We start from the raw sequence: 21,913 nt of genomic DNA, 5'->3' as shown, positions 1-21,913 counted from the left end.
ACCGGTTTTTTTGGTAGCACTCCATCAGCAGACAGAGGATAACAGGGACATGAAAAACATATACGCGATCCTCACCCTTTTCTTTACGCTCACTTTTGTGGTGTCCCCTGCGCTCACCAGACCGTTCAGCGGGTTTCGCGAAGACCAACTGCCCGTTCCGCAGATTGACCCGCCTGTGCAGCCCGAAGGCTATGCCTTTACGATTTGGGGGCTGATCTATGGCTGGCTCGTGGTGTCAGCCGTCTACGGGATGATCAAACGGGCCGACAGTGCCGAGTGGAATTACGCCCGCCCGCCGCTGATCATCAGCCTCGCCGTTGGCACACCGTGGCTTGCTGTGGCAAACGTCAGTGCAATCTGGGCGACAATCCTGATCTTCGTCATGGCCGCCGCAGCCATTGCGGCGCTCTTGCGCGCACCGCGCAAGCATCGTTGGTTCTTTCGGGTGCCGGTGGGAATCTACGCGGGCTGGCTGACAGCGGCGTCTTTCGTGTCACTGGGCAGCACCGCAGCAGGCTATGGCATCGGCCCCGCGGCGCAAGGCTGGGCCTATATCGGCATCGTCGGTGCCTTGATCGTTGCAGTCGCCGTCCTGACCCGCGTCAAATCACCCGCCTATGCACTGACCGTGATCTGGGCGCTGGCAGGGATCATCGTCGCCAATGGCGCAGCAAACTGGACCGTATCAGCGCTGGCGGCCATCGGCGTGGTCATCCTGCTGGGGCTGGTCGCCAGAATGCGGGTCAGCTTGGCCCCTTCTTGAGGTGCTTTGACAGGCGCGACGGCTGCGAGGACTTCTTGTCCTTATACGGATTCTTGTCGCCCTGATCGCGCAAATAAAGCCGGATCGGCGTGCCCGGCATATCAAAGTCAACGCGTAAGCCGTTGACAAGATAGCGCTTATAGCTTTCCGGCATCAAATCAGGATGTGATGTCATCACAACAAACGCAGGCGGACGCGTTTTCACTTGGGTCATATAGCGCATCTTGATCCGCTTGCCGCCCGGTGCGGGTGGTGGGTGCTGTTCCAGCATCCCCGTCAGCCAACGGTTCAGTTGCGCGGTTGAAATGCGGCGGTTCCAGACCTCATGGGCGCGCATGATGGCCTGCTGCAAACGGTCAAGCCCTTTGCCGGTCTTAGCGGAAACCGTGACCAAGGGCGCACCGCGCAGTTGCGGCAAAAGCCGTTCAAAGCTTTCGCGCAATTCCTTCAGCTTGGTCTGCTTTTCGTCCTCGACGTCCCATTTGTTGATGGCCACGACAACAGCACGACCTTCACGTTCGGCCAGATCGGCGATGCGCAAATCCTGCTGTTCAAAAGGAATTTCAACATCAAGCAAAACCACCACGACTTCGGCAAATTTCACCGCGCGCAAACCGTCAGAGACCGACAGTTTTTCCAGCTTTTCCTGCACCTTGGCCTTTTTGCGCATCCCAGCGGTGTCAAAAATCCGCATCGGCACCCCGCCCCAATCCTGCTGGACAGAGATCGCATCGCGCGTGATCCCTGCTTCGGGACCGGTCAGAAGGCGTTCTTCGCCAATAATCTTGTTGATCAGCGTAGATTTACCCGCATTCGGGCGGCCCACCACGGCAATCTGCAAAGGCTTGGCGCGGGTCGGAATACGCGGCGCATCCTCATCATCCTCGCCCACGTCCACATCAATCTCGGGCGCGTCAGCGGCAGCTTTTTCCTCATGTGCCTCGGCAATCGGGCGCAGCACATCCATCAATTCACCCATGCCCTCGCCGTGTTCGGCGGACATGCGGATCGGCTCGCCCAGACCCAGCGCATAGGCCTCTAGAATGGTCGCATCGGCGGCTTTGCCTTCGCCTTTGTTGGCGGCGAGAATCACATTGGCGTTTTTCTTGCGCAGGATATCGGCAAAGACCTCATCCGCGGGCAGCACACCAGCGCGGGCGTCGATCATGAAAAGGCAGACATCGGCCATTTCCACGGCACGTTCTGTCAGGCGGCGCATCCGGCCTTGGAGGCTGTCGTCTGTCGCTTCTTCCAGACCCGCGCTGTCAATCACGGTAAAGCGCAGATCGGCAATCCGCCCCTCACCTTCGCGCAAATCACGCGTTACCCCCGGCTGGTCATCGACCAAGGCCAGTTTCTTGCCCACCAGACGGTTGAACAAGGTGGATTTGCCCACATTCGGACGGCCCACAATTGCGAGGGTAAAGGTCATTTTGTCAGCTCCTGACGGTCTACGCCTGCGCGCTTACACCAACGCGCGCCTAACGGAAAGCGTGCAATTGACCGTCTTTGCTTAGCACATAGAGCGTCCGGCCAGCCACAACAGGCCCAGAGGCCGCGCCGCCCGGCAAGGCAAGCTGTCCCAAGGATGCGCCAGATGCGGGATCGAACTGCCGGATCTGCCCGTCAGACGAGGTGACAATCAGCCGACCACCGGCCAGAACAGGCCCGTAATGCGTGAAGATGCGTCTTTCGCGTCGCGGGTTCGCACCGTCCTCAAGCACCGGCAGCGGGACACGCCAGACGGGGCTACCGGAGTTTGCATCCAGACGCACCAGCTCATTGACATCGTTGATCAGGAACACGGCATCACCGACAACCCAGACAGGGCTCAGCGACCCTTCGGTTGCCGTCCACAGGCGCGCGCCATCGCGCAGATCAAAGGCGGCAGTGCGGCCCCCAAAGTTGCCGATATAGACGCGATTGCCCACAATCACCGGATCGCCCGAGATATCATTGATAACGGCCGAGGCACTGCCCAACCGGTCACCGGTGACAACCGAAGACCAGCGTGTCAGCCCGCCACGGGGATAGGTGGCCAGCACCTCACCCGACGGAAACGGAAACACAACATATTCGCCGCTGACTGCAGGCGCTGCCCCGCCCGCGAAATTCGCGGTGGACGGCGCACCGGAGCGCTGCCAGCGGATCCGGCCATTGGTCACATCAAGCGCCCATGCGGTACTGTCGCGGGCCACGACATAAACCAGATCGCCCTGCAGTGTGGGTGCGGCATTTGCGGGTGCATCAAGGTCCTGCACCCAGATTTCAGCACCGGTAGCCGCATCAAGGGCCGTGATTTCACCGAAACCGGTGGTGACGTAAACACGCCCGCCGCCGACAGAAATGCCCCCGCCGGAGGCATCCGTCGCATTGTCGCGCGTAGGCGTCAGATCACGGGTCCAGATATTGCCACCATCAACGGATGTCGCTGTCACAAGGGCACGTGCATCAACCGTGTAGATGATCCCGTTTGCCACAACAGGGTGCGATGTCATCCGCGCACGTCTGCTGTCGCCCTCGCCGATATCCACCGAAAACAGCGGGCTAAGGCTCGGACCGAGTGCCGGATGCGTGATCGTATGGCTGGGGCTGCCGTTCCGGTGTGTCCAGTCGGCATTCACCTGTGCTGCAGGCAGCGCCACAGGGCGGCTTTCATTGGCCAAAACGGTCTGCCCACGGATGTCGAAACGGTCACCGGGCAGGATCACATCATCGTCACCGCATGCCGCCAAAAGAACGAGGCTGATCGCTGCGGTGATGGTTACTCTTAAGGTCACGGGTCAGATCCAATCTGCGCTTTACTGGCTCACAGGGTCGGGCATGGGTTCGCCCAGTGCCACCATGAGGCTCTGGACACGCTCGCGCAAGCCGCGAGTGACACCGGCGTCTTCCTCAATCTGACGCAAAAACCCCAGTCCTGCGTCAATGTCGCCCTCTGTCAGGGACAGATAGGCCAGCTGCTCAAGCGCCAGCAGGCGGAACGGCTCACCCGGCTGGGCCAATGCATCAAGCTGGATGCGGCGGGTATTAATGTCTTCGACCGGCAACATCGCCATCTTGAAAGCCGCCAGTTCGCGGTACATTTCCGGCACATCGGGATTAACGGCAACACGGTTCAGGGTCGCCAAAGCGCCCGCATTGTCGCCTGCTTCTTCCTGTGTGGAGGCCTGCAAAAGCAAAGTGACGGCAACGGCCGCACCCTCGGCCTCGATCTGGGCCATCGCGGCTGCGCGCGCAGCAGGGTCGGCCTCTTCCAGCGCTGCCATGATCGCATCACCGGTTGCCTGTGCGGTCGCACGCTCTTGGGCGTTACGATACTCGTTCCAGGCCGCACCACCCACGAGCAGCAAGACTGCCGCGACACCGATCCAGCCATAGCGGCGCAAATAGCCAAACAGCTTTTCGCGGCGGACTTCTTCGGTGACTTCATTGATAAAACTGTCAGTGTCGCTCACCTTGGCCCCCAGTTTTGCATAAATCTGTAATCTCTTTGCGGGTACATATCGTGAAGCCTGCGCGATGAACAAGAGGCCAGCGTCATTTGCGCAGGTGAAAGCCGCAATTGATGCGCAAAACGGTGCTTGCCGGAACAGTATTGGCAGTATAATCTGAACTGAGCAGTTTAGTATGGCAAAGTGATCCTACCGCCGCGACCGGACGTAACGATAACAGACTGATCATTGCGCCACAGCGTGCATCGATCGCAAGAGAGATGACAAGATGAAACTGATACCGATCATCACGGCACTTTTGGTGCTTGCCGGCCTTTACATGGTCGTTTTCGAGCGGGATGTGCTTCTCGGCGTCGCCCAGTCCACCGCACCCGAAGCAGCCGTCATGGACACCACCGATGCCACGGCCCCTGAAAGCGTGGTGCCGGATGCCGCCGCAGTCAGTGTTGTTGCTATGCATTCCGTGGCGCAAACCATTGACAGCGCAGTGATCCTACGCGGCCGCACCGAGGCCGCACGCAAGGTCACGGTCGCTGCTGAAACATCGGGCCTTGTGATTTCGGAACCGTTGCGCGCCGGCGCATCGGTGAATGCGGGTGACGTTCTGTGCCGGCTGGACCCGGGCACACGCGAAGCGTCATTGGCCGAGGCGCGCGCACGACTGGCCGAGGCCGAAGGCCGTGTGCCAGAGGCGCAGGCCGGTGTGCTGGAAGCCAACGCGCGGGTGCGCGAGGCGGAAATCAACCTCAACGCTGCCAGCCAGTTGTCGGAAGGCGGTTTTGCTTCTGAAACCCGCCTTGTCAGCGCGCAGGCCGCGATGGAAGCCGCAGCAGCCGGCGTGCAGCGCGCCAATTCCGGTGTGGCGTCGGCGCAAGCGGGCATCCAGTCCGCGCAGGCTGCCGTTGCTTCTGCTTTACGCGAAATTGACAAACTGACGATCACCGCCCCCTTCTCCGGTTTGCTTGAAACCGACACCGCCGAATTGGGCGCGCTCTTGCAGCCGGGTGCACCATGTGCAGCGATCATCCAGCTTGATCAGGTGAAACTGGTGGGCTTTGTGCCCGAAACCGATGTTTCCAAGATCACGGTCGGGGCGATGGCGGGCGCGCGGCTGACTAGCGGCGCACAGGTGCAAGGCCGCGTGACATTCCTGTCGCGCAGTGCTGATGAGTTGACGCGCACATTCCGCGTCGAAGTGACGGTCGAGAATAGCGATCTGGCCATCAGCGACGGACAGACAGCAGAAATCCTTGTGGCCTCAGACGGGCGCACGGCGCATCTGATCGCGCAGTCCTCGCTGACGCTGGATGATGACGGTGTGCTGGGCGTACGCACAGTGGCAGAAGATAACATCGTCAAGTTCATGCCCGTTACGCTGTTGCGCGACACTGCCGAGGGTGTCTGGGTCACAGACCTGCCTGAAACGGTTGATATCATCACTTTGGGTCAGGAATTTGTTGTCGACGGGGTGCGCGTGGCACCCACATATACGGATGCCAAAGGATGACCGGTCTCGTTGATTGGGCCGCAGCCCGCGCGCGGATGGTGCTGGCCTTTATTGCGCTCTCGCTGCTGGCGGGGGGCATGGCCTATGTCGGACTGCCAAAAGAAGGTGAACCCGATATCGAAATCCCTGCGATCTTTGTGTCGGTCCCCTTCCCCGGTATTTCTGCCGAAGACAGCGAAACCCTGTTGGTCAAACCGATGGAGACCGAACTATCCGATCTCGACGGGTTGAAATCCATGAGCGCCACCGCCGCCGAAGGCTATGCGGGCATGGCGCTTGAGTTCGAATTCGGCTGGGACAAAACCAAAATCCTTGCCGACATCCGTTCGGCCATGAACAACGCCGAGGCGCAGTTCCCTGCAGGTGCGGATCAATATTCCATCAATGAAATCAATTTCTCGGAGTTCCCGATTGTGATCGTGAACCTCACCGGCCAAGTGCCCGAGCGCACCCTGTTGCGGGTGGCCAAAAACCTGCAGGACCGCATCGAAGGAATTGATGCGGTCTTGGAGGCAGGGCTTGCCGGTCAGCGCGATGAAATGCTGGAGGTCGTGATCGACCCGCTCCGTCTTGAGGCCTATAACGTCACAGCAGGCGAATTGATCGGCGTTGTGACCAATAACAACCTGCTGATCGCCGCAGGCGAGGTGGACACCGCGCAAGGGACGTTCTCGGTCAAGATCCCCTCGTCTTTTGACGAACCACAGGACGTCTATAACCTGCCCGTCAAAACCAACGGTGACCGCGTGATCACGCTGGGCGATCTGGCCACGATCCGCCTGACATTCGAAGACCGGCTTGGCACTGCACGGTTCAACGGTGTGAACACGGTGGCCTTGCAGGTGGTCAAACGCAAAGGGTTCAACCTGATCGATACCGCCGCATTGGTTGAAGAAGCGGTCGAAGCCGAACGCGCAAGCTGGTCGCCCGAGCTTCAGGAGGCGATCCAGGTCGGCACCTCGAACGATCAGTCCCGCAATGTGGCCTCAATGGTCAGCCAGCTGGAAGGTTCGGTTCTGACCGCAATCGCGCTGGTCATGATCGTCGTTCTTGCCGCCTTGGGGACGCGGCCCGCGCTGCTGGTGGGCTTTGCTATTCCCACATCCTTCCTGTTGTGTTTCGCCCTGCTTGCGGTGATGGACATCACGATTTCCAATATCGTCATGTTCGGCCTGATCCTTGCCGTGGGTATGCTGGTGGATGGCGCCATTGTGGTGGTTGAATATGCCGACAAGCGCATCAAAGAGGGCACGGGCCCGATGCATGCCTATGTCGAGGCCGCCAAGCGCATGTTCTGGCCGATTATTTCCTCGACCGCCACGACGCTTTGCGCCTTCCTGCCGATGCTGTTCTGGCCCGGTGTGCCGGGGCAGTTCATGGGGATGCTGCCTGTCACCCTGATCTTCGTGCTCTCGGCATCGCTGGTTGTCGCGCTCGTCTATCTGCCTGTAATGGGTGGCGTGACAGGCCGGATGAGCCGGATGTTCGGCAATGCATCCGACACGCTCCGCGCCCGCCTGCCGTGGGCGGTGCGCGCGGCACTGGTCCTGCCTGCCATCATGATCGTGTTCACGGGTGCGATGCTGACGCTGAACCCCGGCTATCTGACCGGTGAGGCGGTGCAGACAAGCGGGTTGGGCGATTCCCTTCCCGGCATGATTGTCTTCCTTCTGGGGGCTTTCGCATTGTCGATCACCATCGGGGCCGCCAAGATTGAACGTGAAGCCAAAACAATCAAAGCCGGTTACCGCCGCTCGCCCTTTGGGCACTTCATGCATTTCGTTGCAGGTAACCCGATCATGCCGCTGGTCACTGTGGCGGCCGTTGTCTTCACCGTGATCTCGATCTTCGGCTACTACGGGGCCAACAACAATGGGGTGGAATTCTTTGTCGAATCCGAGCCCGAACAGGCCATCGTCTATGTACGCGCCCGTGGAAACCTGTCGCTTGAGGAAAAAGACGCGCTGGTGCGGCAGGCCGAAGATATCGTGCTCGCGCACCCTGGCGTGATCACCGCTTTCGCCTTTGCCGGTGATGGTGGTCTGAACACAGACGCAAGCGGCGCCAGCACCCCCAGCGACACCATCGGACAGGTCCAGCTTGAGACAATTCCATGGGAAGACCGCGCAGGCATCGCCGAACTGGACGGTGATGTGGTGCTGGCGGAACTGCAAGAACAACTCAACACAATCCCCGGGATCGAAACCGAGATCCTGGCCCAATCCCGCGGCCCTGCCTCGGGCAAGCCGGTGCATCTGCGACTGAAAAGCGACAATTGGGACGACCTGATTGCCGCCACCAACACGGCGCGCGCACAGTTTGAACAAACACCGGGTTTGATTACGATCGAGGATTCCCTGCCCCTGCCCGGTATCGACTGGCAGATCGACGTTGATGTTGAAAAAGCAGGGCGCTTTGGCGCGGATGTAGCGACTGTGGGTGCCATGGTGCAGATGGTCACGCGGGGTATTCTACTTGATACGATGCGCGTCGACAGCTCTGACGAGGAAATCGAAATCCGCGTCCGCCTGCCCGAGCAGGACCGCGTGCTCTCTACCCTTGATAGTCTGAAAGTCCGGACCAATCAGGGCCTGATCCCGCTGTCGAACTTCATCACCCGCACCCCTGTCGCGAGTCTCGCGCAGATCGACCGTATTGACCAGAAGCGCTATTTCGACGTCAAGGCAGGCGTGGCCACAGGGCTGACGACACTGACGATGGACGGCGAGAATATCGCTGTTGTCCGGATCGTGAGCGACGAGGCATCCGGCATGGATCGCTATGCAGTGCAGACGCTGCTGGGTGATATGACGTCTGCGCGTCTGACGGCCCTTGTGGACGCAGGCGACATCTCGGAGACACCGCTCAATGCCAACGAACGCATTGCCGCGCTGACGGACTGGCTCGGCACCAACCCCCTGCCCGCATCCATTGAATGGGAATGGACCGGCGATCAGGAAGAACAGGCCGAATCCGGTGCCTTCCTGCAAACCGCCTTTGCAGGTGCGCTGGGTCTGATGTTCATTATCCTGCTGGCGCAGTTCAACAGCATTTATAACTCTGTTCTCGTACTGATGGCGGTGGTGATGTCCACTGCGGGGTCTCTGGTCGGGATGCTGGTGATGGATCAACCGTTCTCGATCATCATGACAGGCACAGGCATTGTCGCACTGGCGGGGATCGTAGTGAATAACAACATCATCCTGATCGACACCTATCAGGAATACAGCCGCTATATGCCCAAAACCGAGGCGATCACTCGCACTGCCGAAGACCGCATACGCCCTGTGCTTTTGACGACCATCACCACGATGGCGGGGCTTGCGCCGATGATGTTTGGCCTCAGCCTTGATTTCATGAACGGCGGCTATTCCATCGACAGCCCGACAGCGCTTTGGTGGAAGCAATTGGCCACAGCCGTGGTTTTTGGCCTTGGTATCGCAACAATGCTGACGCTGGTCTTCACCCCCTCCATGCTGGCCCTGCGGGTCTGGTTTGTGACCTATGTGCAGTGGTTCGCGCAACTCTTGGCGAAACTCTCCATGGGTCGCAGCAGCCGCGCCGCCCGCGACTGGGCGCTGTCACGACAGGCCCGCCGCATGAAAGCGCCCGAGATTATCTGGGATGATCCAAGTGCGGCAGTGCTGACACCCATCGCGCCCAAACAACCGGTACAAGCCGCAGAATAAAGAAAAGGCCCGCGCGAACGGCGGGCCCTTTGATCCGGTCGGCGCGAACTAGACCGTCGCCTCTTCTTCCTCGGACTGTCTGTTCCACAGATGCGCATAGCGCCCTTCGGCGGCCAGAAGGGCGTCATGGCGGCCTTCTTCGACAATGACACCGTTTTCCAGCACCACGATCAGATCGGCATCGGCAATCGTGGACAGGCGGTGCGCAATCGTAATCACCGTGCGTCCCTCGCCCATCGCCTTCAGCTCGGCCTGAATTTCCCGTTCGGTTTCGGTATCAAGTGCGCTTGTCGCCTCGTCCAGCAACAGGATCGGCGGGTTCTTTAGCAAGGTGCGCGCGATCCCCACCCGCTGCTTTTCACCACCCGAGAGCTTCAGCCCCCGCTCACCCACTGTCGTTTGATAGCCGTCTGGCAGGCTGACGATAAACTCATGGATTTTGGCGGCTTTGGCCGCCGCGATAATCTCATCTTCGCTGGCCGTGGGCCGTCCGTAGGCAATGTTGTAATGCACCGTGTCGTTGAACAGCACGGTATCCTGCGGAACAACGCCGATCTGAGCGTGCAGGCTCTCCTGCGTCACATCCCGCACATCCTGCCCGTCAATCAAAAGCGCGCCACCGATGACATCGTAAAACCGGAACAACAAACGCCCGATGGTCGATTTGCCCGACCCGGAGGAGCCCACAATCGCCACGGTCTGACCGGGAGCCACCTCAAGGCTGACGCCTTTCAGGATCGGCCGCGCGGCATCATAGCCAAAGCTGACGTCCTGCAAGACGACACGCCCGCCTTTCACCTCAAGCGGTTTCGCGTCCGGTTTATCCGTCACCTCGGCGGGTTGTTCGAGCAGGTCAAACATATCACCCATATCAATCAGGGCCTGCCGGATTTCACGGTAAACCGTGCCAAGAAAGTTCAGCGGCATCGTGATCTGGATCATATAGGCATTGACCATCACGAAATCGCCCACGGTCAGATCGCCCCGTTGCACACCCAAAGCAGCCATGACCATCACCGCGACCAGACCGCCGGTAATCAGTAACGACTGGCCAAAATTCAGAAAAGCGAGCGAGTAATTCGTGCGGATTGCAGCGTTTTCATAATTCGCCATCGCGAGGTCATAGCGGTCAGCCTCCCAGCGCTCGGCGCCGAAGTACTTGACCGTTTCGAAATTCAACAGACTGTCGATCGCCTTCTGGTTCGCATCGGTGTCCTGATCGTTCATTTCCTTGCGGATTTTCACGCGCCATTCCGTCACCTTGAACGTGAACCAGACGTAAAGCGCGATGGTCAGAACAACGACAGCCAAATACCAGACATCAAAGAGGAAAAAGAGGACCACAGAGATCATCAGCAGTTCAAGAACCAGCGGCCCCATCGAGAACAGCAAGAAGCGCAGAAGGAAATCCACGCCTTTCACGCCACGTTCGATCACGCGCGACAGACCACCCGTCTTGCGGGTGATGTGGTAGCGCATCGAAAGGCGGTGGATGTGGGTAAAGGTTTCAAGCGCAAGCTGCCGCAAAGCCCGTTGCCCGACGCGCGTAAAGACCACATCGCGCAATTGCTGAAAGCCCACCGACATCAGCCGCGCCAAACCATAAGCCAGCGTCAGGCCGACGGCCCCCAAGCCCAGCACTGTGGCCGCTGTCGCCCCCTCGGGCGCTAAGGCATCAACGGCCTGTTTATAAAGAACAGGTGTGCCGACCGCGATCACCTTGGAGAGCAAGAGCACGGCCAGCGCAATCACAACGCGGCGCTTGACCCATGTCTGCCCCTCCGGCCACAGATAGGGCACAACGCGGCGAATGACGTTCCACCCCTGGATTTGGGCATCGCTTAGATTGGCATCGGTTTTTTCTAGACCACGCATTGGGACTCCACGGCTTGAGGCGTCATTCCTAAGCCTGTGATCCAAAGATGACCAGAGGCCCGCGCGCTATTGCGTGATCTCGGGGATACGAAAGATTTGACCGGGGTAGATCAGGTCAGGGTCGCGGATCAGATCGCGATTTGCTTCAAAGACCTCGACATAGAAAATACCCGCACCAAGGTTCTCTTCGGCAATGGCCCAGAGCGTCGCACCGGGTTGCACGGTACGCACCGCTACTTCAAAGCCCTCGACGGCTGTTTCTTCGGCCAGCACCGCCGCCACGTCAGCGGCCTCTTCGCGCCGGAACGGGGTTTCGAGGCGTGAAACGACACCACCCTCTGCATCCACTTCGTCAATCCGCAGCGTGTAAACACCTGTTGCGATATCGGGCAGATCAATCCGCCAGTCGCCGCCCTCGGTGACAGGCGCGGCTGTGACCGGTTCGTTGTCGATATAGACCTGCACGGCCCCGTCACCTGTGGCGCGGCCGGAAAGCTGGACTTCGCCCTCCGGATCATAGGTGATCGCATCAAGTGCCACGTTTGGCTGGGCCTCGGGTGTGGCGAGCGTGGGGCTCGCCTGGACAACGCGCACACCATCCGCATCCGCTTGCAGCACCGTGGGGGCCACGGGTGCAGCAGGTGCAAGGTCCGCATCCGGCACGCTTGGCGCTTGTGGTGCCGCAATAGGCGCCGCGTCCGCCGTCGCCTCCTGCACCGGATCAGCCGGTGCTTGCGGGACTGCATCGGTGACCGCCGGTGCGGGGTCTTCCGCCGCAGCGATTACGACGGGGGCCGCAATGGGCGCCACCATGTAACTTGTGGTCGAAGCAACCGCCTCGCCCTCCGGATCTGCCAGCAATGACAGCCTGCGTGGTTGTGCGGCGGGGCCTGCGACGGGCAGTGAGACAAAATTGCCGGCTGAGTCGGCAATGACGCGGTCAATCGCTTCTCCTGCCAGAATAACATCAACGGTTTGCCCCGGCTCGGCGCGTCCCGCGATCACCATGCTGCCGTCAGGCTCTACGCGGAACGTATCGAATTCAGGCACCTGCTGCGCTTGCGCGGGTGCGGGGGCTTCGGCCACGATGTCCGGGGCAGGTTCAGGCGCGGCGGCGGGTTCAGGCGCGGCAAGAACAGGTGTCTCGGCAACCACATCTGCGGGCGGTTCATCTGCGTCCGGTTGCGGCATCATTACAAAAATCAACACACCAATGGCCACAGCAGCGATGCTGCCCAGTACCACAGGCTTTGCGCCTGATTTCACGTCTTCTTCCAAGTTTCGCCCCTTTTACAATGCCCTTTGCAGGCAAACCCGCAGTCAAGGTTGAGACACCTTAACAACGCCGCTATGACCGGTCAAAGTGAAGCTAGCGCGAAGGAACCACAATGTCTGCACATCCAAAGTCAGTTTGCGTCTACTGTGGCTCTCGGGACGGCGCTGCACCTGCCTATGCCGAAGCTGCCAAAGCCACAGGCGAGATGCTGGCCGCCAATGGCTGGCGTCTGGTTTATGGCGCAGGTGATGTGGGGCTGATGGGCCGTGTGGCCAATGCGGTTCAGGCGGCTGGCGGCAAAACCTTTGGCGTGATCCCCACCCATTTGATGGATTGGGAAGTGGGCAAGCGCGACCTTGATACGTTTGTGGTGACCGAAACAATGCACGAGCGTAAGAAGGTGATGTTTATGAACGCCGATGCCATTGTCGTGCTTCCCGGCGGCGCGGGATCACTGGATGAATTCTTTGAGGCCCTCACCTGGCGGCAGCTCAAACTTCACATCAAACCGCTGATATTGCTCAATACCGAGGGCTTTTGGGACCCTTTGCGCGATCTGCTGGTGCATGTCGTCGACGAAGGTTTCGCGGGTGACGACATCCTGTCATTCGTACACGTCGCCGAGGATGTTGCCGATCTGGAAGCAAAACTGAAAGCGCTGCTATAGCGCCTGCATCAATGCGCCATATCGCTCCAACGAAATATTCGACCCACAGGCGATAATCCCGATCCGACGCCCTGCCAGTTCCGCCCTCAGCGGCCCCATGGTGGCCGCCAGTGAGGCCGCACATGCCGGTTCGGCCGTGAAGCGCAGGATGTTTTGATAGATGTCCATCGCCGCCAGCATATCGTGGTCTTCGATCTTGACGATCCGGTCGACATAGGCGCGGCTTACACCATAGGTCAGCGGCAGCGCGAGCGGTGCGCCAAGACTGTCTGCGATGGTGGCAACTCTGTCGAGTTGCACCGGGTAGCCTGCTTCAAAGCTTTGCGACATGCTATCCGCGCCGAAGGGTTCGACACCGATCACTGTCGCGTCGGGGTTCATCTGCTTGATCGCACAGGCCATCCCGCTGATCATGCCCCCACCCCCGACCGGAATGACGTATGTGTCAATTTGCGGTGCCTGAGTGGCGTATTCATAGCCACAGGTGGCCGCGCCCAGCACCATGTGCGCTCCCTCGAACGGATGCATCAGCGTGCGGCCCGCATCGGCTGCCACGTTCATCGCGGCAAAGGCCGCAGCCATATCATCGTGCAAAGTGACGGTCGCACCCAGCGCCTGACAACCTGCAATGCGGACGGGATCAGTGGCCTGTGGCATCGCGATCAGGGCGTCAACGCCCGCGGCCTTGGCCGCCCAAGACACCGCCAGTGCGTGATTGCCACCGCTGGCAGCGACGACACCTGCCGCACGCTGCGCCGCGTCCAGATTGCGCATCCCCAGCAAGGCACCGCGCGCTTTGAATGATCCGGCTTGTTGAAACAGTTCCAGCTTGACCGTAACGTCCGCGCCCTCTGGCAACAGCCCGTGCCAACGGGCAGAGGTCAGCGGCAGGATCGGTGTTTCAATCAGGTCCGCTTGCACTTGGGCTTTCGCGGCAACGATTTCGTTTAACCTTGGTCCGATCATCACTTCCTCCAAGCAAAAGGCCCGTATGAGCGATGTCACACGGGCCTTCCAGATTGTCCAGATCAGGCAGGATTACATGCGCGAGGCCACGTTTTCCCAGTTGACCAGATTATCCAGGAAGTTGGTCAGATAGGCCGGACGCTTGTTGCGGTAATCGATGTAGTAGGAGTGTTCCCACACATCACAACCCAACAGGGCGGTCTGGCCAAAGCACAGCGGGTTCACACCGTTTTCGGTCTTGGTCACGGCCAAAGATCCGTCCGCGTTCTTGACAAGCCAGCACCAGCCCGAACCGAACTGGCCCGCACCTGCCGCGCTGAACTGCGACTTGAATTCGTCAACCGAACCAAAGCTCTCGACCAGTGCTTTTTCAAGCTCGCCTGGCATTGCGCTGTCATTCGGGCCCATCATTTCCCAGAACTGGTTGTGGTTCCAAAGCTGGCTGATGTTGTTGAAAATCCCGTTCTGCGCAACCGCAGATTTGTCGTAAGTGCCGACGATGATCTCTTCGAGGGATTTACCCTCCCACTCGGTGCCCGCGATCGCGGCATTGCCGTTAGTCACATAGGCATTGTGGTGCAGATCATGGTGGAATTCGAGCGTCTCGGCGGACATGCCTTTGCTGGCAAGCGCGTCATGTGCGTAAGGAAGGTCGGGAAGGGAAAAAGCCATTTCTCATATCTTTCTGAGTTAAGGACAGGGATACCCCGTACATGTCACATGGACAGCGAAGGTCAAGGGTACGCGGCGGGACACGGTCGTCTGATTGCCGAAATCCACCTATGACATTCAGGGTCCCGCAGGTTGCCAAAGCTCAATCGGGTTGCCTTCTGGATCGTGAATGCGCGCAAAATGTCCGATGCCATCCATCCGTGTCTGGTGACTTGCTGCAATCCCTGCCGCAGCCAACTCTGTAACTGCGGCCTCCAGATCGGCCACGCGAAAGTTCAGCATGAAGGCACGGTCTTTGGGGAAATAGTCTGTATCCGTATCGAAGGGCGACAGGATGGTTACACCTTCTTGCGTCATCCAAGGCATGTCGTCCGGCCCGGTTGGAACCGGATTAATACCCAGATGGGTATGATACCACTGCGCCAAAGCGGCAGGATCCTTGGCGCGGAAGAACACGCCACCAATTCCCAAGACCTGGACCATATCAGCCAACCTCCTGATTACGCAGTCCGATCGTTTCGTAAAACCGACAAAAAAGCAATAAAAGACAATCACGGACACGTCGCCCATAAAGCCCTTGAATTGCGCCAAACAAACCGCCGACACAATTCGAACAAAAAACCTTGAATTGGTTCTTTTGGCGCCATTTTCCTGTCAGCATTTAACGTCATCCTCTTGGCAGAAGCTCTCCAAACCAAGGAACGTGTTATGAGTATTTCAAAGACCTTTATCGCAAGCCTTTTCACGATCAGCGCATTCGGCATCGCAACCACCGCGCAGGCCCAATCTGATACTGTCTGCCTTGACGGCTCTGTAGCCACTGGCGACTGCATTGAGGTTCTTCCACCTGAGCCGAACACACCGGTCTCGCGTGGCAACGATCAAGAGGATGACGATTAAATATCCTCTGTGTCTGACGGGCTTAGGCGCACAGACACCATCGCGTGCGTCGTGAAAACGCCGTAGCGCATTGGCACAAAGCGCGTCACAGTCATTTTCTAGCGCAGCTGTTTTGGTACGGCTGCGCTAAATTTTTGTGGCAAACAGGCAGGCGTTTCGGCGGCGCAACAGATGCACCGCCTCCCAAACCACCTATTCGAACTGAATAATGACCGCTTCGAAATCTACGTCGCTGGTGACCACCGTATGATGGCCCTTTCCGTGCTTGTCCTGCATGTGCCAGACATCGCCGGGGCCGATATCGCGGGCCTCTCCGTCACTGGCGGTCACACGGACCATCCCCGCGAGACAGATCAGCTTTTGCGCGACAGGTGTCGGGTGAATGGGTTCATCCCATCCTGCCTTTAGTCTTAAAAACATGGTTCTTTTGGCTGCCTCGGGCTGTGACACCGCGATGGCTTTGGCTGGCGGTGCAAAAACCCGCTCTTCAAGGGTGACCGTCACATCCTCCCAATGACTCTCGCCGCTCTTATCGACATAGAGCTTGTGAAAGGTCATCATGATGGAAAATACCCGACTTGCCCTGCCTCGGCAGAGGCCGCCAGCAGATTGAACGCATATTCCGCGACGGAGCGGAAACAGATCACCTGAAATGTATCCTCATCGCGCATCCAGAAGGCCGCAGCCACCTGCCCCAGACGCGTGCGGCGGAAATCGCCCGGTTTGAAGGTGTCAGGATGCAGATCAACAGGCGCCAGTTTCGCGATCACCTCGCGGCAGAACGCACCTTCGACAATCAATACCGCCCGCGCGTCTGACACATTTTCAGCCAGATAATGCGTGCCCGTCAACGCCTTGTCGATTGCGGCGATGGCTTCGGCCACCTCATCATAGGGCACAAGGACCAATATCTCGTCGGGAGACATCCAGCAGAGGCCCTTCTTGCCCTCGCTGTTTGCTTGACCCTGCGCCGGAAAACCGACGCCAGAGATCCCTGTGCAAACGGCGCGCAGTTTCTTATCCGCCAGATCACCGCGCAGGATAATCATGCCCTGCAATCCCGCCTCGCGGATCGTCACTTCACCGGGGGCAACCTTGCCTTGCAATGCGCTGACAGCACTAGACATTCTGCTTCTCCCCTTCTTTATCATAGACGACAGGATCGACGATCCTTGCCCGCACGGTGGTGCCATCGACTTTGTTGAATTCAATGACCTCGCCGATCCGCTCGGGCCCGCGATGCACCAGCCCCATCGCGATGCCGCGCTCAAGATTGGCGGAATAATAGGTCGAGGTCACGCGGCCCTGGGTATTGCGCTGCCCGTTGGCATTCGTCCCCTCGGCAATCGCATAGGCCCCGTCCGGCAGAACCGATCCATCCTCGGTCTCAAGCCCGACCAGTTTCCAGCGGTTCGGATCGGCCATATGGCTGCGCTCATGCGCGCGTTTGCCAAGGTAGTCTTCTTTCTTCTTCGACAGCGCCCATTGCAGATTGAGATCCTGCGGAATTACCGTACCGTCGGTTTCATCCCCGATCATGATAAAGCCCTTCTCGGCGCGCAGGATGTGCAGGGTTTCGGTGCCATACGGCATGATTCCGAATTCCTCGCCTGCTTCCATCAGCGCCTCCCAGAAGGCCGCACCCTGTCCGGCAGGAACGGCAATCTCGTAAGACAACTCACCCGAGAAAGAGATGCGGAAGACGCGCGCGTCAAAATCGCCGATCTTGCCTGCCGCATAGGTCATGAACGGCAGCGCCTCGGCGCTGACATCCATACCGCCCAGTTTGCGCAGCAGTTTACGTGCATTAGGCCCCACAACCGCGATCTGGGCATATTGTTCGGTGACATTGGCGACATAGACTTTCCAGTCCCACCATTCGCATTGCAGCCAGTCTTCCATATGGGCGTGGATGTGTTCGGCTCCGCCGGTCGTGGTGTGACACAGCCACGTATCCTCGGCCATGCGGACGACGACACCGTCATCCATCAGGAACCCGTTTTCGGAGCACATGAGGCCGTAACGGCATTTGCCCACCGGCAGTGTCGACATCATGTTGGTGTACATCATGTCGAGGAACTTGCCCGCGTCCGGCCCTTTGACGATCAGCTTGCCTAGGGTCGATGCATCAAGCAGGCCAAGGTTCTCGCGGGTGTTCATCACCTCGCGGTTCACCGCGTCATGGACGCTCTCACCGGACCGCACGTAGGCAAAAGGCCTGCGCCATTGGCCGACCGGTTCGTTATCGGCCCCATGAGCGTTGGACCACGCCGAGATCGGCGTCATGCGCAGCGGCTGGAACAACTCGTCGCGTGCGGCACCGGCAATCGACGCCATCGAGATCGGTGTATAGGGCGGGCGGAAGGTAGTCGTGCCCACATCGGGAATATCTGCATTAAGCGATTGCGAAAGGATCGCCAGACCGTTGATATTGCTCAACTTGCCCTGATCTGTCGCCATTCCCAGCGTGGTATAGCGTTTCGTGTGCTCGACGCTCTCAAAGCCCTCTTGCGCGGCCAATTGCACATCACTGACCTTCACATCGTTCTGGAAATCCAGCCACGCCTTGGACCGCAGCGCATGGCTTGCGCCCTGCGGCATCAACCAGACGGGCGAAATAGCGCCTTCCGCCGCATCCTCGCCCATAGGTGCCTGCGGGCCGCGTTTGGTGTGGCCTGTGGCTTTCGCCGCTGCACGCCCTGCTGCCCAGCCATCACAGACAACCTCGGCCGTAAACAGATGCCCGTTTGCAATTCCTGCGGTCATAACGAATGGCTGGCCATCTGCGCCAGTTGGCGCGCGGTCGGGATCGGGGCGGAACATCACCTGTTCCGCATCCCAGTTCAGCTTGCCACCGCAGTGCGACCACAGGTGCACCACCGGTGACCACCCGCCCGACATCGCCACGCAATCGCAGTCGATTTCCTCAAGGACCCCGCCTTCACCGGCCTGCGCACAAAGTGCGACGCCAGTGACGCGCTTGCCGCCCTTGACCTTGGCAATCCCTTTGCCCATCTCGATGCGGATCCCCAGCGCGCGGGCGCGGTCGATCAGCTCACCCTCGGCTTCCGCGCGCGCATCAACGATCACGGGCACATCAAGGCCCGCCTCTTTCAGCACAATCGCCGTGCGGTACGCATCGTCGTTATTGGTCACAACGACGGTCCGGTCGCCAATGGAGACGCCGAAATTCACCGCATAGTCGCGGACAGCAGAGGCCAGCATCACACCGGGCAAGTCATTGGCAGCAAAAGACAAAGGCCGCTCGATCGCACCGGTCGCGGTCACAATCTGCTTGGCACGAATCCGCCACAGACGATGGCGCGGACCCTCAGTATCGGGCGCGTGATCGGTCAGGCGTTCATAGGCCAGCGTATAGCCGTGGTCATAGACCCCTGCCCCCATGCAACGCAGACGCAAGTCGACGTTCGGCATCTCTGCCAATGCGGCCACCGTCTGTGCCACCCATTCGGCGGCAGGCAGCCCGTCAATCACGGGCGTATCAACCACCGCACGCCCGCCCCAATCGGCGCTCTGCTCGACCAGCAACACCCGCGCACCGCGCGCACCTGCGGCATGTGCGGCCGCAAGACCGGCAATCCCGCCACCCACGACCAGCACGTCCACATGACAGTTGAAATGCTCGTAGGTATCCTGATCGCGGTCTTTGGGTGCGCGGCCCAGACCCGCCGATTTGCGGATAATCGGCTCATAAACATGCTTCCAGAACGACCGCGGATACATGAACATCTTGTAATAGAAACCCGCAGGCAGGAACCGCGACAGATGCGTGTTGATCGCACCCACATCGAATTCGAGGCTCGGCCAGTGGTTTTGCGACTGCGCCGTCAGCCCCTCGAAGAGTTCGGTTGTCGTCACCCGCGCATTGGGTTCGAACTGCGCACCTTTGCCAAGGTTCACCAACCCATTGGGCTCTTCCGCGCCCGACGCCACAACGCCGCGCGGGCGGTGGTATTTGAACGACCGGCCCACCAGCATCTGGTCATTGGCCAGCAGCGCCGAGGCCAGCGTGTCGCCTGCGAACCCGCGCAAGTGCTTGCCATTAAACGTGAATGACACAGCCTTGTTTTTGTTGATCAAACGGCCCTGACCGGCCAGACGGGTGCTCATGTCAAATTCCCCCAAGACCAGCCGGGACGTGCGGCTGAAATCTTGTCTTTAATCTCTTGTGGTGGCTCAGGCGTCTGGGCCGGATAGGTGCCAAAGACCTGCAATGTATTGGTGCAGCGCGCGGCCAGAAACCATTTGCCGCAGCCATAGGCATGGCGCCAGCGTTCGAAATACACGCCTTTGGGGTTCTCGCGCATAAAGAGGTAATCCTCGAAATCCACATCCGATGCGCCGGGTCCTTCGCGTTTGAGATGGGCTTCGCCACCCGCGTGCAGATCAGTCTCATCGGCATCGACGCCGCAATAGGGGCAATGCAGGGTCAGCATGGTTGAGCCTCGGTATTTGGGAAACGCGATGCGTTCAGAACGAAAGGGATATGAGCGAAAATCCCCCACGCATATGCGCGAAGAGGCACTAATTCCGCCGATATCGCACAGCCACGGCCCGCAGGGGTCGCAGTGGGGTGGCCTGATGCTAGGCTCATCTCATGGAACTTTTGCTGATTGTCATAGGGGGACTCCTCTCGACGGCCATAATCTTTGTGGTCATCGACGGGTTGCGTGGTGGGTTGTCCGAAGATGACGAGGACAGGTTTGATTAGTGACGCGCAGACGCGGTCTGGCTGGACTGTGCTGAACATCAATGCGCCACCCCTGCTGCCACGCTTTCATCAATGAACTTGCCCTCGCGGAAGCGGAACATGCTGAACTCGTCGGTCAGCGGTGATTGCCCTTTGGCCATCAGCTCGGCCATGGCCCAGCCTGACCCCGGGATCGCCTTGAACCCGCCGGTGCCCCAGCCGCAGTTGACGAAGACGCCCTCGACAGGGGTTTTCGACAGAATGGGCGAGCGGTCGCCCGTCACATCCACGATCCCGCCCCACTGGCGCAGCATTTTCAGCCGTGCAATCATCGGGAAAGTTTCGACCAAAGCGCGCACGGTTTCCTCGATATGGTGGAACGATCCGCGCTGGGTGTAGTTGTTATAGCCATCCGTGCCGCCACCGATGACCATTTCGCCCTTGTCGGACTGGCTCATGTAACCATGCACCGTGTTGGCCATCACGACCACATCCATGCAGGGCTTGATCGGCTCTGACACCAGTGCCTGCAGCGCGACACTTTCAATCGGCAGACGGAACCCCGCCATCTGTGCCAGCACGCCGGAATGCCCCGCTACAACCATGCCAAGCTTGTCGCAATCAATCGCGCCTTGGGTGGTATCGACGCCCACAACCTTGCCGTTTTGCTTACGCACCGCTTTGACTTCGCATTGCTGGATCACATCCATGCCCATGTCAGAGCACGCTCTGGCATAACCCCAGGCCACCGCATCGTGCCGTGCGGTGCCACCGCGCGCCTGCCACAACCCGCCCAGCACCGGATAACGCGGGCCGTCAATGTTCATGATCGGGCAGAGCTCCTTGACGCGCGCGGCATCAATCCATTCGGTCGTCACCCCTTGCAGCGCATTGGCGTGGGCTGTGCGTTTATAGCCGCGCACCTCATGCTGGGTCTGGGCCAGCATGATCACGCCGCGCGGGCTGAACATGACGTTGTAGTTGAGGTCCTGGCTCATCGTCTCATAGAGAGAACGCGACTTTTCATAGATCGCGGCAGACGGATCTTGCAGGTAATTGGACCGAATGATCGTCGTATTCCGGCCCGTATTCCCGCCACCCAGCCAGCCTTTTTCAAGAATGGCCACATTGGTGATCCCAAAGTTTTTGCCCAGATAATAGGCCGTGGCCAAGCCATGCCCGCCCGCACCCACGATAATCACGTCGTACTTCTTTTTGGGCGCACGTTTGGCCCAGGCGCGGTCCCAACCGGTGTGTTGGCGCATGGCTTCTTTGGCAACTGCAAAGGCGGAATAGCGTTTCATCAAGGTCCAGAATCCTCTGTCTCGGGCGGCACTGCTGTTGCATACTATCTGGACCCTGCGCCTGTCCAAGAGGATACTATCAGCGGCGCATAGATTACCATTTACGACATGCGCGCCGACACCCCGAA

The 21,913-nt window shown here is 59.4% G+C and carries 18 protein-coding genes; 5 read left to right on the top strand and 13 right to left on the bottom strand.

Annotated features, from left to right (window positions below):
• The first annotated feature begins 49 nt into the window (after positions 1–49).
• Positions 50–763 carry a hypothetical protein gene (locus tag SJY29_RS05575; protein ID WP_400087767.1) on the top strand — a complete coding sequence of 238 codons (714 nt, stop codon included), beginning with the start codon at positions 50–52 and terminating at the stop codon, positions 761–763.
• Here SJY29_RS05575 and der read toward each other — a convergent pair.
• From der to SJY29_RS05560, 3 genes are read right to left on the bottom strand one after another with little or no spacing between them, the layout of a single operon-like run.
• Complete coding sequence (der, locus tag SJY29_RS05570) at positions 744–2,195, bottom strand: ribosome biogenesis GTPase Der (protein ID WP_400087765.1); 1,452 nt, start codon at positions 2,193–2,195, stop codon at positions 744–746. The genes SJY29_RS05575 and der overlap by 20 nt on opposite strands.
• A 49-nt stretch (positions 2,196–2,244) precedes the next feature.
• Entirely contained in the window at positions 2,245–3,543 is a 1,299-nt protein-coding gene (locus SJY29_RS05565) for a PQQ-binding-like beta-propeller repeat protein (protein ID WP_400087763.1), read from the bottom strand.
• Positions 3,544–3,564: 21 nt separating this feature from the next.
• On the bottom strand, positions 3,565–4,221 hold the full coding sequence (locus tag SJY29_RS05560) for a tetratricopeptide repeat protein (RefSeq protein WP_400087761.1): 657 nt from the start codon (positions 4,219–4,221) through the stop codon (positions 3,565–3,567).
• 265 nt (positions 4,222–4,486) lie between these two features.
• On the opposite strand from SJY29_RS05560, the gene SJY29_RS05555 reads away from it, so the two are divergent.
• Positions 4,487–5,725, top strand: a complete 1,239-nt coding sequence (locus SJY29_RS05555; protein ID WP_400087759.1) for an efflux RND transporter periplasmic adaptor subunit — start codon at positions 4,487–4,489, stop codon at positions 5,723–5,725.
• Positions 5,722–9,414 carry an efflux RND transporter permease subunit gene (locus SJY29_RS05550; protein ID WP_400087757.1) on the top strand — a complete coding sequence of 1,231 codons (3,693 nt, stop codon included), beginning with the start codon at positions 5,722–5,724 and terminating at the stop codon, positions 9,412–9,414. Before SJY29_RS05555 ends, SJY29_RS05550 begins: the two co-directional genes overlap by 4 nt.
• A 48-nt stretch (positions 9,415–9,462) precedes the next feature.
• Here SJY29_RS05550 and SJY29_RS05545 read toward each other — a convergent pair whose 3' ends face one another.
• Together SJY29_RS05545 and SJY29_RS05540 are read right to left on the bottom strand one after the other, a co-directional pair.
• Complete coding sequence (locus tag SJY29_RS05545; protein WP_400087755.1) at positions 9,463–11,289, bottom strand: ABCB family ABC transporter ATP-binding protein/permease; 1,827 nt, start codon at positions 11,287–11,289, stop codon at positions 9,463–9,465.
• Between the two features lie 66 nt (positions 11,290–11,355).
• Positions 11,356–12,555 (bottom strand): LysM peptidoglycan-binding domain-containing protein, encoded by a 1,200-nt coding sequence (locus tag SJY29_RS05540; protein ID WP_400087753.1) that lies wholly within the window; start codon positions 12,553–12,555, stop codon positions 11,356–11,358.
• A gap of 122 nt (positions 12,556–12,677) precedes the next feature.
• Between SJY29_RS05540 and SJY29_RS05535 the strand changes: the two genes are divergently transcribed.
• On the top strand, positions 12,678–13,232 hold the full coding sequence (locus tag SJY29_RS05535) for a TIGR00730 family Rossman fold protein (RefSeq protein ID WP_400087752.1): 555 nt from the start codon (positions 12,678–12,680) through the stop codon (positions 13,230–13,232).
• Here SJY29_RS05535 and SJY29_RS05530 read toward each other — a convergent pair.
• The 3 genes from SJY29_RS05530 to SJY29_RS05520 all read right to left on the bottom strand — a co-directional run bounded on the left by SJY29_RS05530 (position 13,227) and on the right by SJY29_RS05520 (position 15,353).
• Complete coding sequence (locus SJY29_RS05530; RefSeq protein ID WP_400087750.1) at positions 13,227–14,198, bottom strand: threonine/serine dehydratase; 972 nt, start codon at positions 14,196–14,198, stop codon at positions 13,227–13,229. The two genes, SJY29_RS05535 and SJY29_RS05530, sit on opposite strands and share 6 nt — an antisense overlap.
• Before the next feature lie 72 nt (positions 14,199–14,270).
• A complete protein-coding gene (locus SJY29_RS05525; RefSeq protein WP_400087749.1) occupies positions 14,271–14,870 on the bottom strand; it encodes a superoxide dismutase in 600 nt (199 codons plus the stop codon).
• 117 nt (positions 14,871–14,987) lie between these two features.
• Positions 14,988–15,353 carry a VOC family protein gene (locus tag SJY29_RS05520; protein ID WP_400087747.1) on the bottom strand — a complete coding sequence of 122 codons (366 nt, stop codon included), beginning with the start codon at positions 15,351–15,353 and terminating at the stop codon, positions 14,988–14,990.
• Between the two features lie 225 nt (positions 15,354–15,578).
• Between SJY29_RS05520 and SJY29_RS05515 the strand changes: the two genes are divergently transcribed.
• On the top strand, positions 15,579–15,770 hold the full coding sequence (locus tag SJY29_RS05515; protein WP_400087745.1) for a hypothetical protein: 192 nt from the start codon (positions 15,579–15,581) through the stop codon (positions 15,768–15,770).
• A gap of 192 nt (positions 15,771–15,962) precedes the next feature.
• Here SJY29_RS05515 and SJY29_RS05510 read toward each other — a convergent pair whose 3' ends face one another.
• The 5 genes from SJY29_RS05510 to SJY29_RS05490 form a co-directional block, all read right to left on the bottom strand.
• On the bottom strand, positions 15,963–16,331 hold the full coding sequence (locus SJY29_RS05510) for a cupin (protein WP_400087743.1): 369 nt from the start codon (positions 16,329–16,331) through the stop codon (positions 15,963–15,965).
• Positions 16,328–16,897, bottom strand: coding sequence for a sarcosine oxidase subunit gamma (locus SJY29_RS05505; RefSeq protein ID WP_400087741.1), 570 nt, complete (start codon positions 16,895–16,897; stop codon positions 16,328–16,330). Before SJY29_RS05505 ends, SJY29_RS05510 begins: the two co-directional genes overlap by 4 nt.
• Positions 16,890–19,901 (bottom strand): sarcosine oxidase subunit alpha family protein, encoded by a 3,012-nt coding sequence (locus SJY29_RS05500; protein WP_400087739.1) that lies wholly within the window; start codon positions 19,899–19,901, stop codon positions 16,890–16,892. Before SJY29_RS05500 ends, SJY29_RS05505 begins: the two co-directional genes overlap by 8 nt.
• Positions 19,898–20,227: a sarcosine oxidase subunit delta gene (locus SJY29_RS05495; protein ID WP_400087737.1), complete on the bottom strand. Its 330-nt coding sequence runs from the start codon at positions 20,225–20,227 to the stop codon at positions 19,898–19,900. The genes SJY29_RS05500 and SJY29_RS05495 overlap by 4 nt, the downstream gene beginning before the upstream one ends.
• Before the next feature lie 313 nt (positions 20,228–20,540).
• Positions 20,541–21,785 carry a sarcosine oxidase subunit beta family protein gene (locus tag SJY29_RS05490; protein ID WP_400087735.1) on the bottom strand — a complete coding sequence of 415 codons (1,245 nt, stop codon included), beginning with the start codon at positions 21,783–21,785 and terminating at the stop codon, positions 20,541–20,543.
• Between the last annotated feature and the right edge of the window lie 128 nt (positions 21,786–21,913).

Origin of the sequence: Yoonia sp. R78084, assembly GCF_044595625.1 — a bacterium.
GTDB lineage: Bacteria > Pseudomonadota > Alphaproteobacteria > Rhodobacterales > Rhodobacteraceae > Yoonia.
The sequence above is the reverse complement of the archived record's forward strand: the minus strand, read 5'-3'. Positions and strand labels throughout refer to the sequence as shown.

What these genes read in the sequence shown, in the direction of transcription:
- SJY29_RS05575 (WP_400087767.1), top strand. Translation starts at nt 50, where the DNA reads ATGAAAAACATATACGCGATCCTCACCCTTTTCTTTACGCTCACTTTT.
- der (WP_400087765.1), bottom strand. Translation starts at nt 2,195, where the DNA reads ATGACCTTTACCCTCGCAATTGTGGGCCGTCCGAATGTGGGCAAATCC.
- SJY29_RS05555 (WP_400087759.1), top strand. Translation starts at nt 4,487, where the DNA reads ATGAAACTGATACCGATCATCACGGCACTTTTGGTGCTTGCCGGCCTT.
- SJY29_RS05550 (WP_400087757.1), top strand. Translation starts at nt 5,722, where the DNA reads ATGACCGGTCTCGTTGATTGGGCCGCAGCCCGCGCGCGGATGGTGCTG.
- SJY29_RS05545 (WP_400087755.1), bottom strand. Translation starts at nt 11,289, where the DNA reads ATGCGTGGTCTAGAAAAAACCGATGCCAATCTAAGCGATGCCCAAATC.
- SJY29_RS05535 (WP_400087752.1), top strand. Translation starts at nt 12,678, where the DNA reads ATGTCTGCACATCCAAAGTCAGTTTGCGTCTACTGTGGCTCTCGGGAC.
- SJY29_RS05530 (WP_400087750.1), bottom strand. Translation starts at nt 14,198, where the DNA reads ATGATCGGACCAAGGTTAAACGAAATCGTTGCCGCGAAAGCCCAAGTG.
- SJY29_RS05525 (WP_400087749.1), bottom strand. Translation starts at nt 14,870, where the DNA reads ATGGCTTTTTCCCTTCCCGACCTTCCTTACGCACATGACGCGCTTGCC.
- SJY29_RS05520 (WP_400087747.1), bottom strand. Translation starts at nt 15,353, where the DNA reads ATGGTCCAGGTCTTGGGAATTGGTGGCGTGTTCTTCCGCGCCAAGGAT.
- SJY29_RS05515 (WP_400087745.1), top strand. Translation starts at nt 15,579, where the DNA reads ATGAGTATTTCAAAGACCTTTATCGCAAGCCTTTTCACGATCAGCGCA.
- SJY29_RS05510 (WP_400087743.1), bottom strand. Translation starts at nt 16,331, where the DNA reads ATGATGACCTTTCACAAGCTCTATGTCGATAAGAGCGGCGAGAGTCAT.
- SJY29_RS05505 (WP_400087741.1), bottom strand. Translation starts at nt 16,897, where the DNA reads ATGTCTAGTGCTGTCAGCGCATTGCAAGGCAAGGTTGCCCCCGGTGAA.
- SJY29_RS05500 (WP_400087739.1), bottom strand. Translation starts at nt 19,901, where the DNA reads ATGAGCACCCGTCTGGCCGGTCAGGGCCGTTTGATCAACAAAAACAAG.
- SJY29_RS05495 (WP_400087737.1), bottom strand. Translation starts at nt 20,227, where the DNA reads ATGCTGACCCTGCATTGCCCCTATTGCGGCGTCGATGCCGATGAGACT.
- SJY29_RS05490 (WP_400087735.1), bottom strand. Translation starts at nt 21,785, where the DNA reads ATGAAACGCTATTCCGCCTTTGCAGTTGCCAAAGAAGCCATGCGCCAA.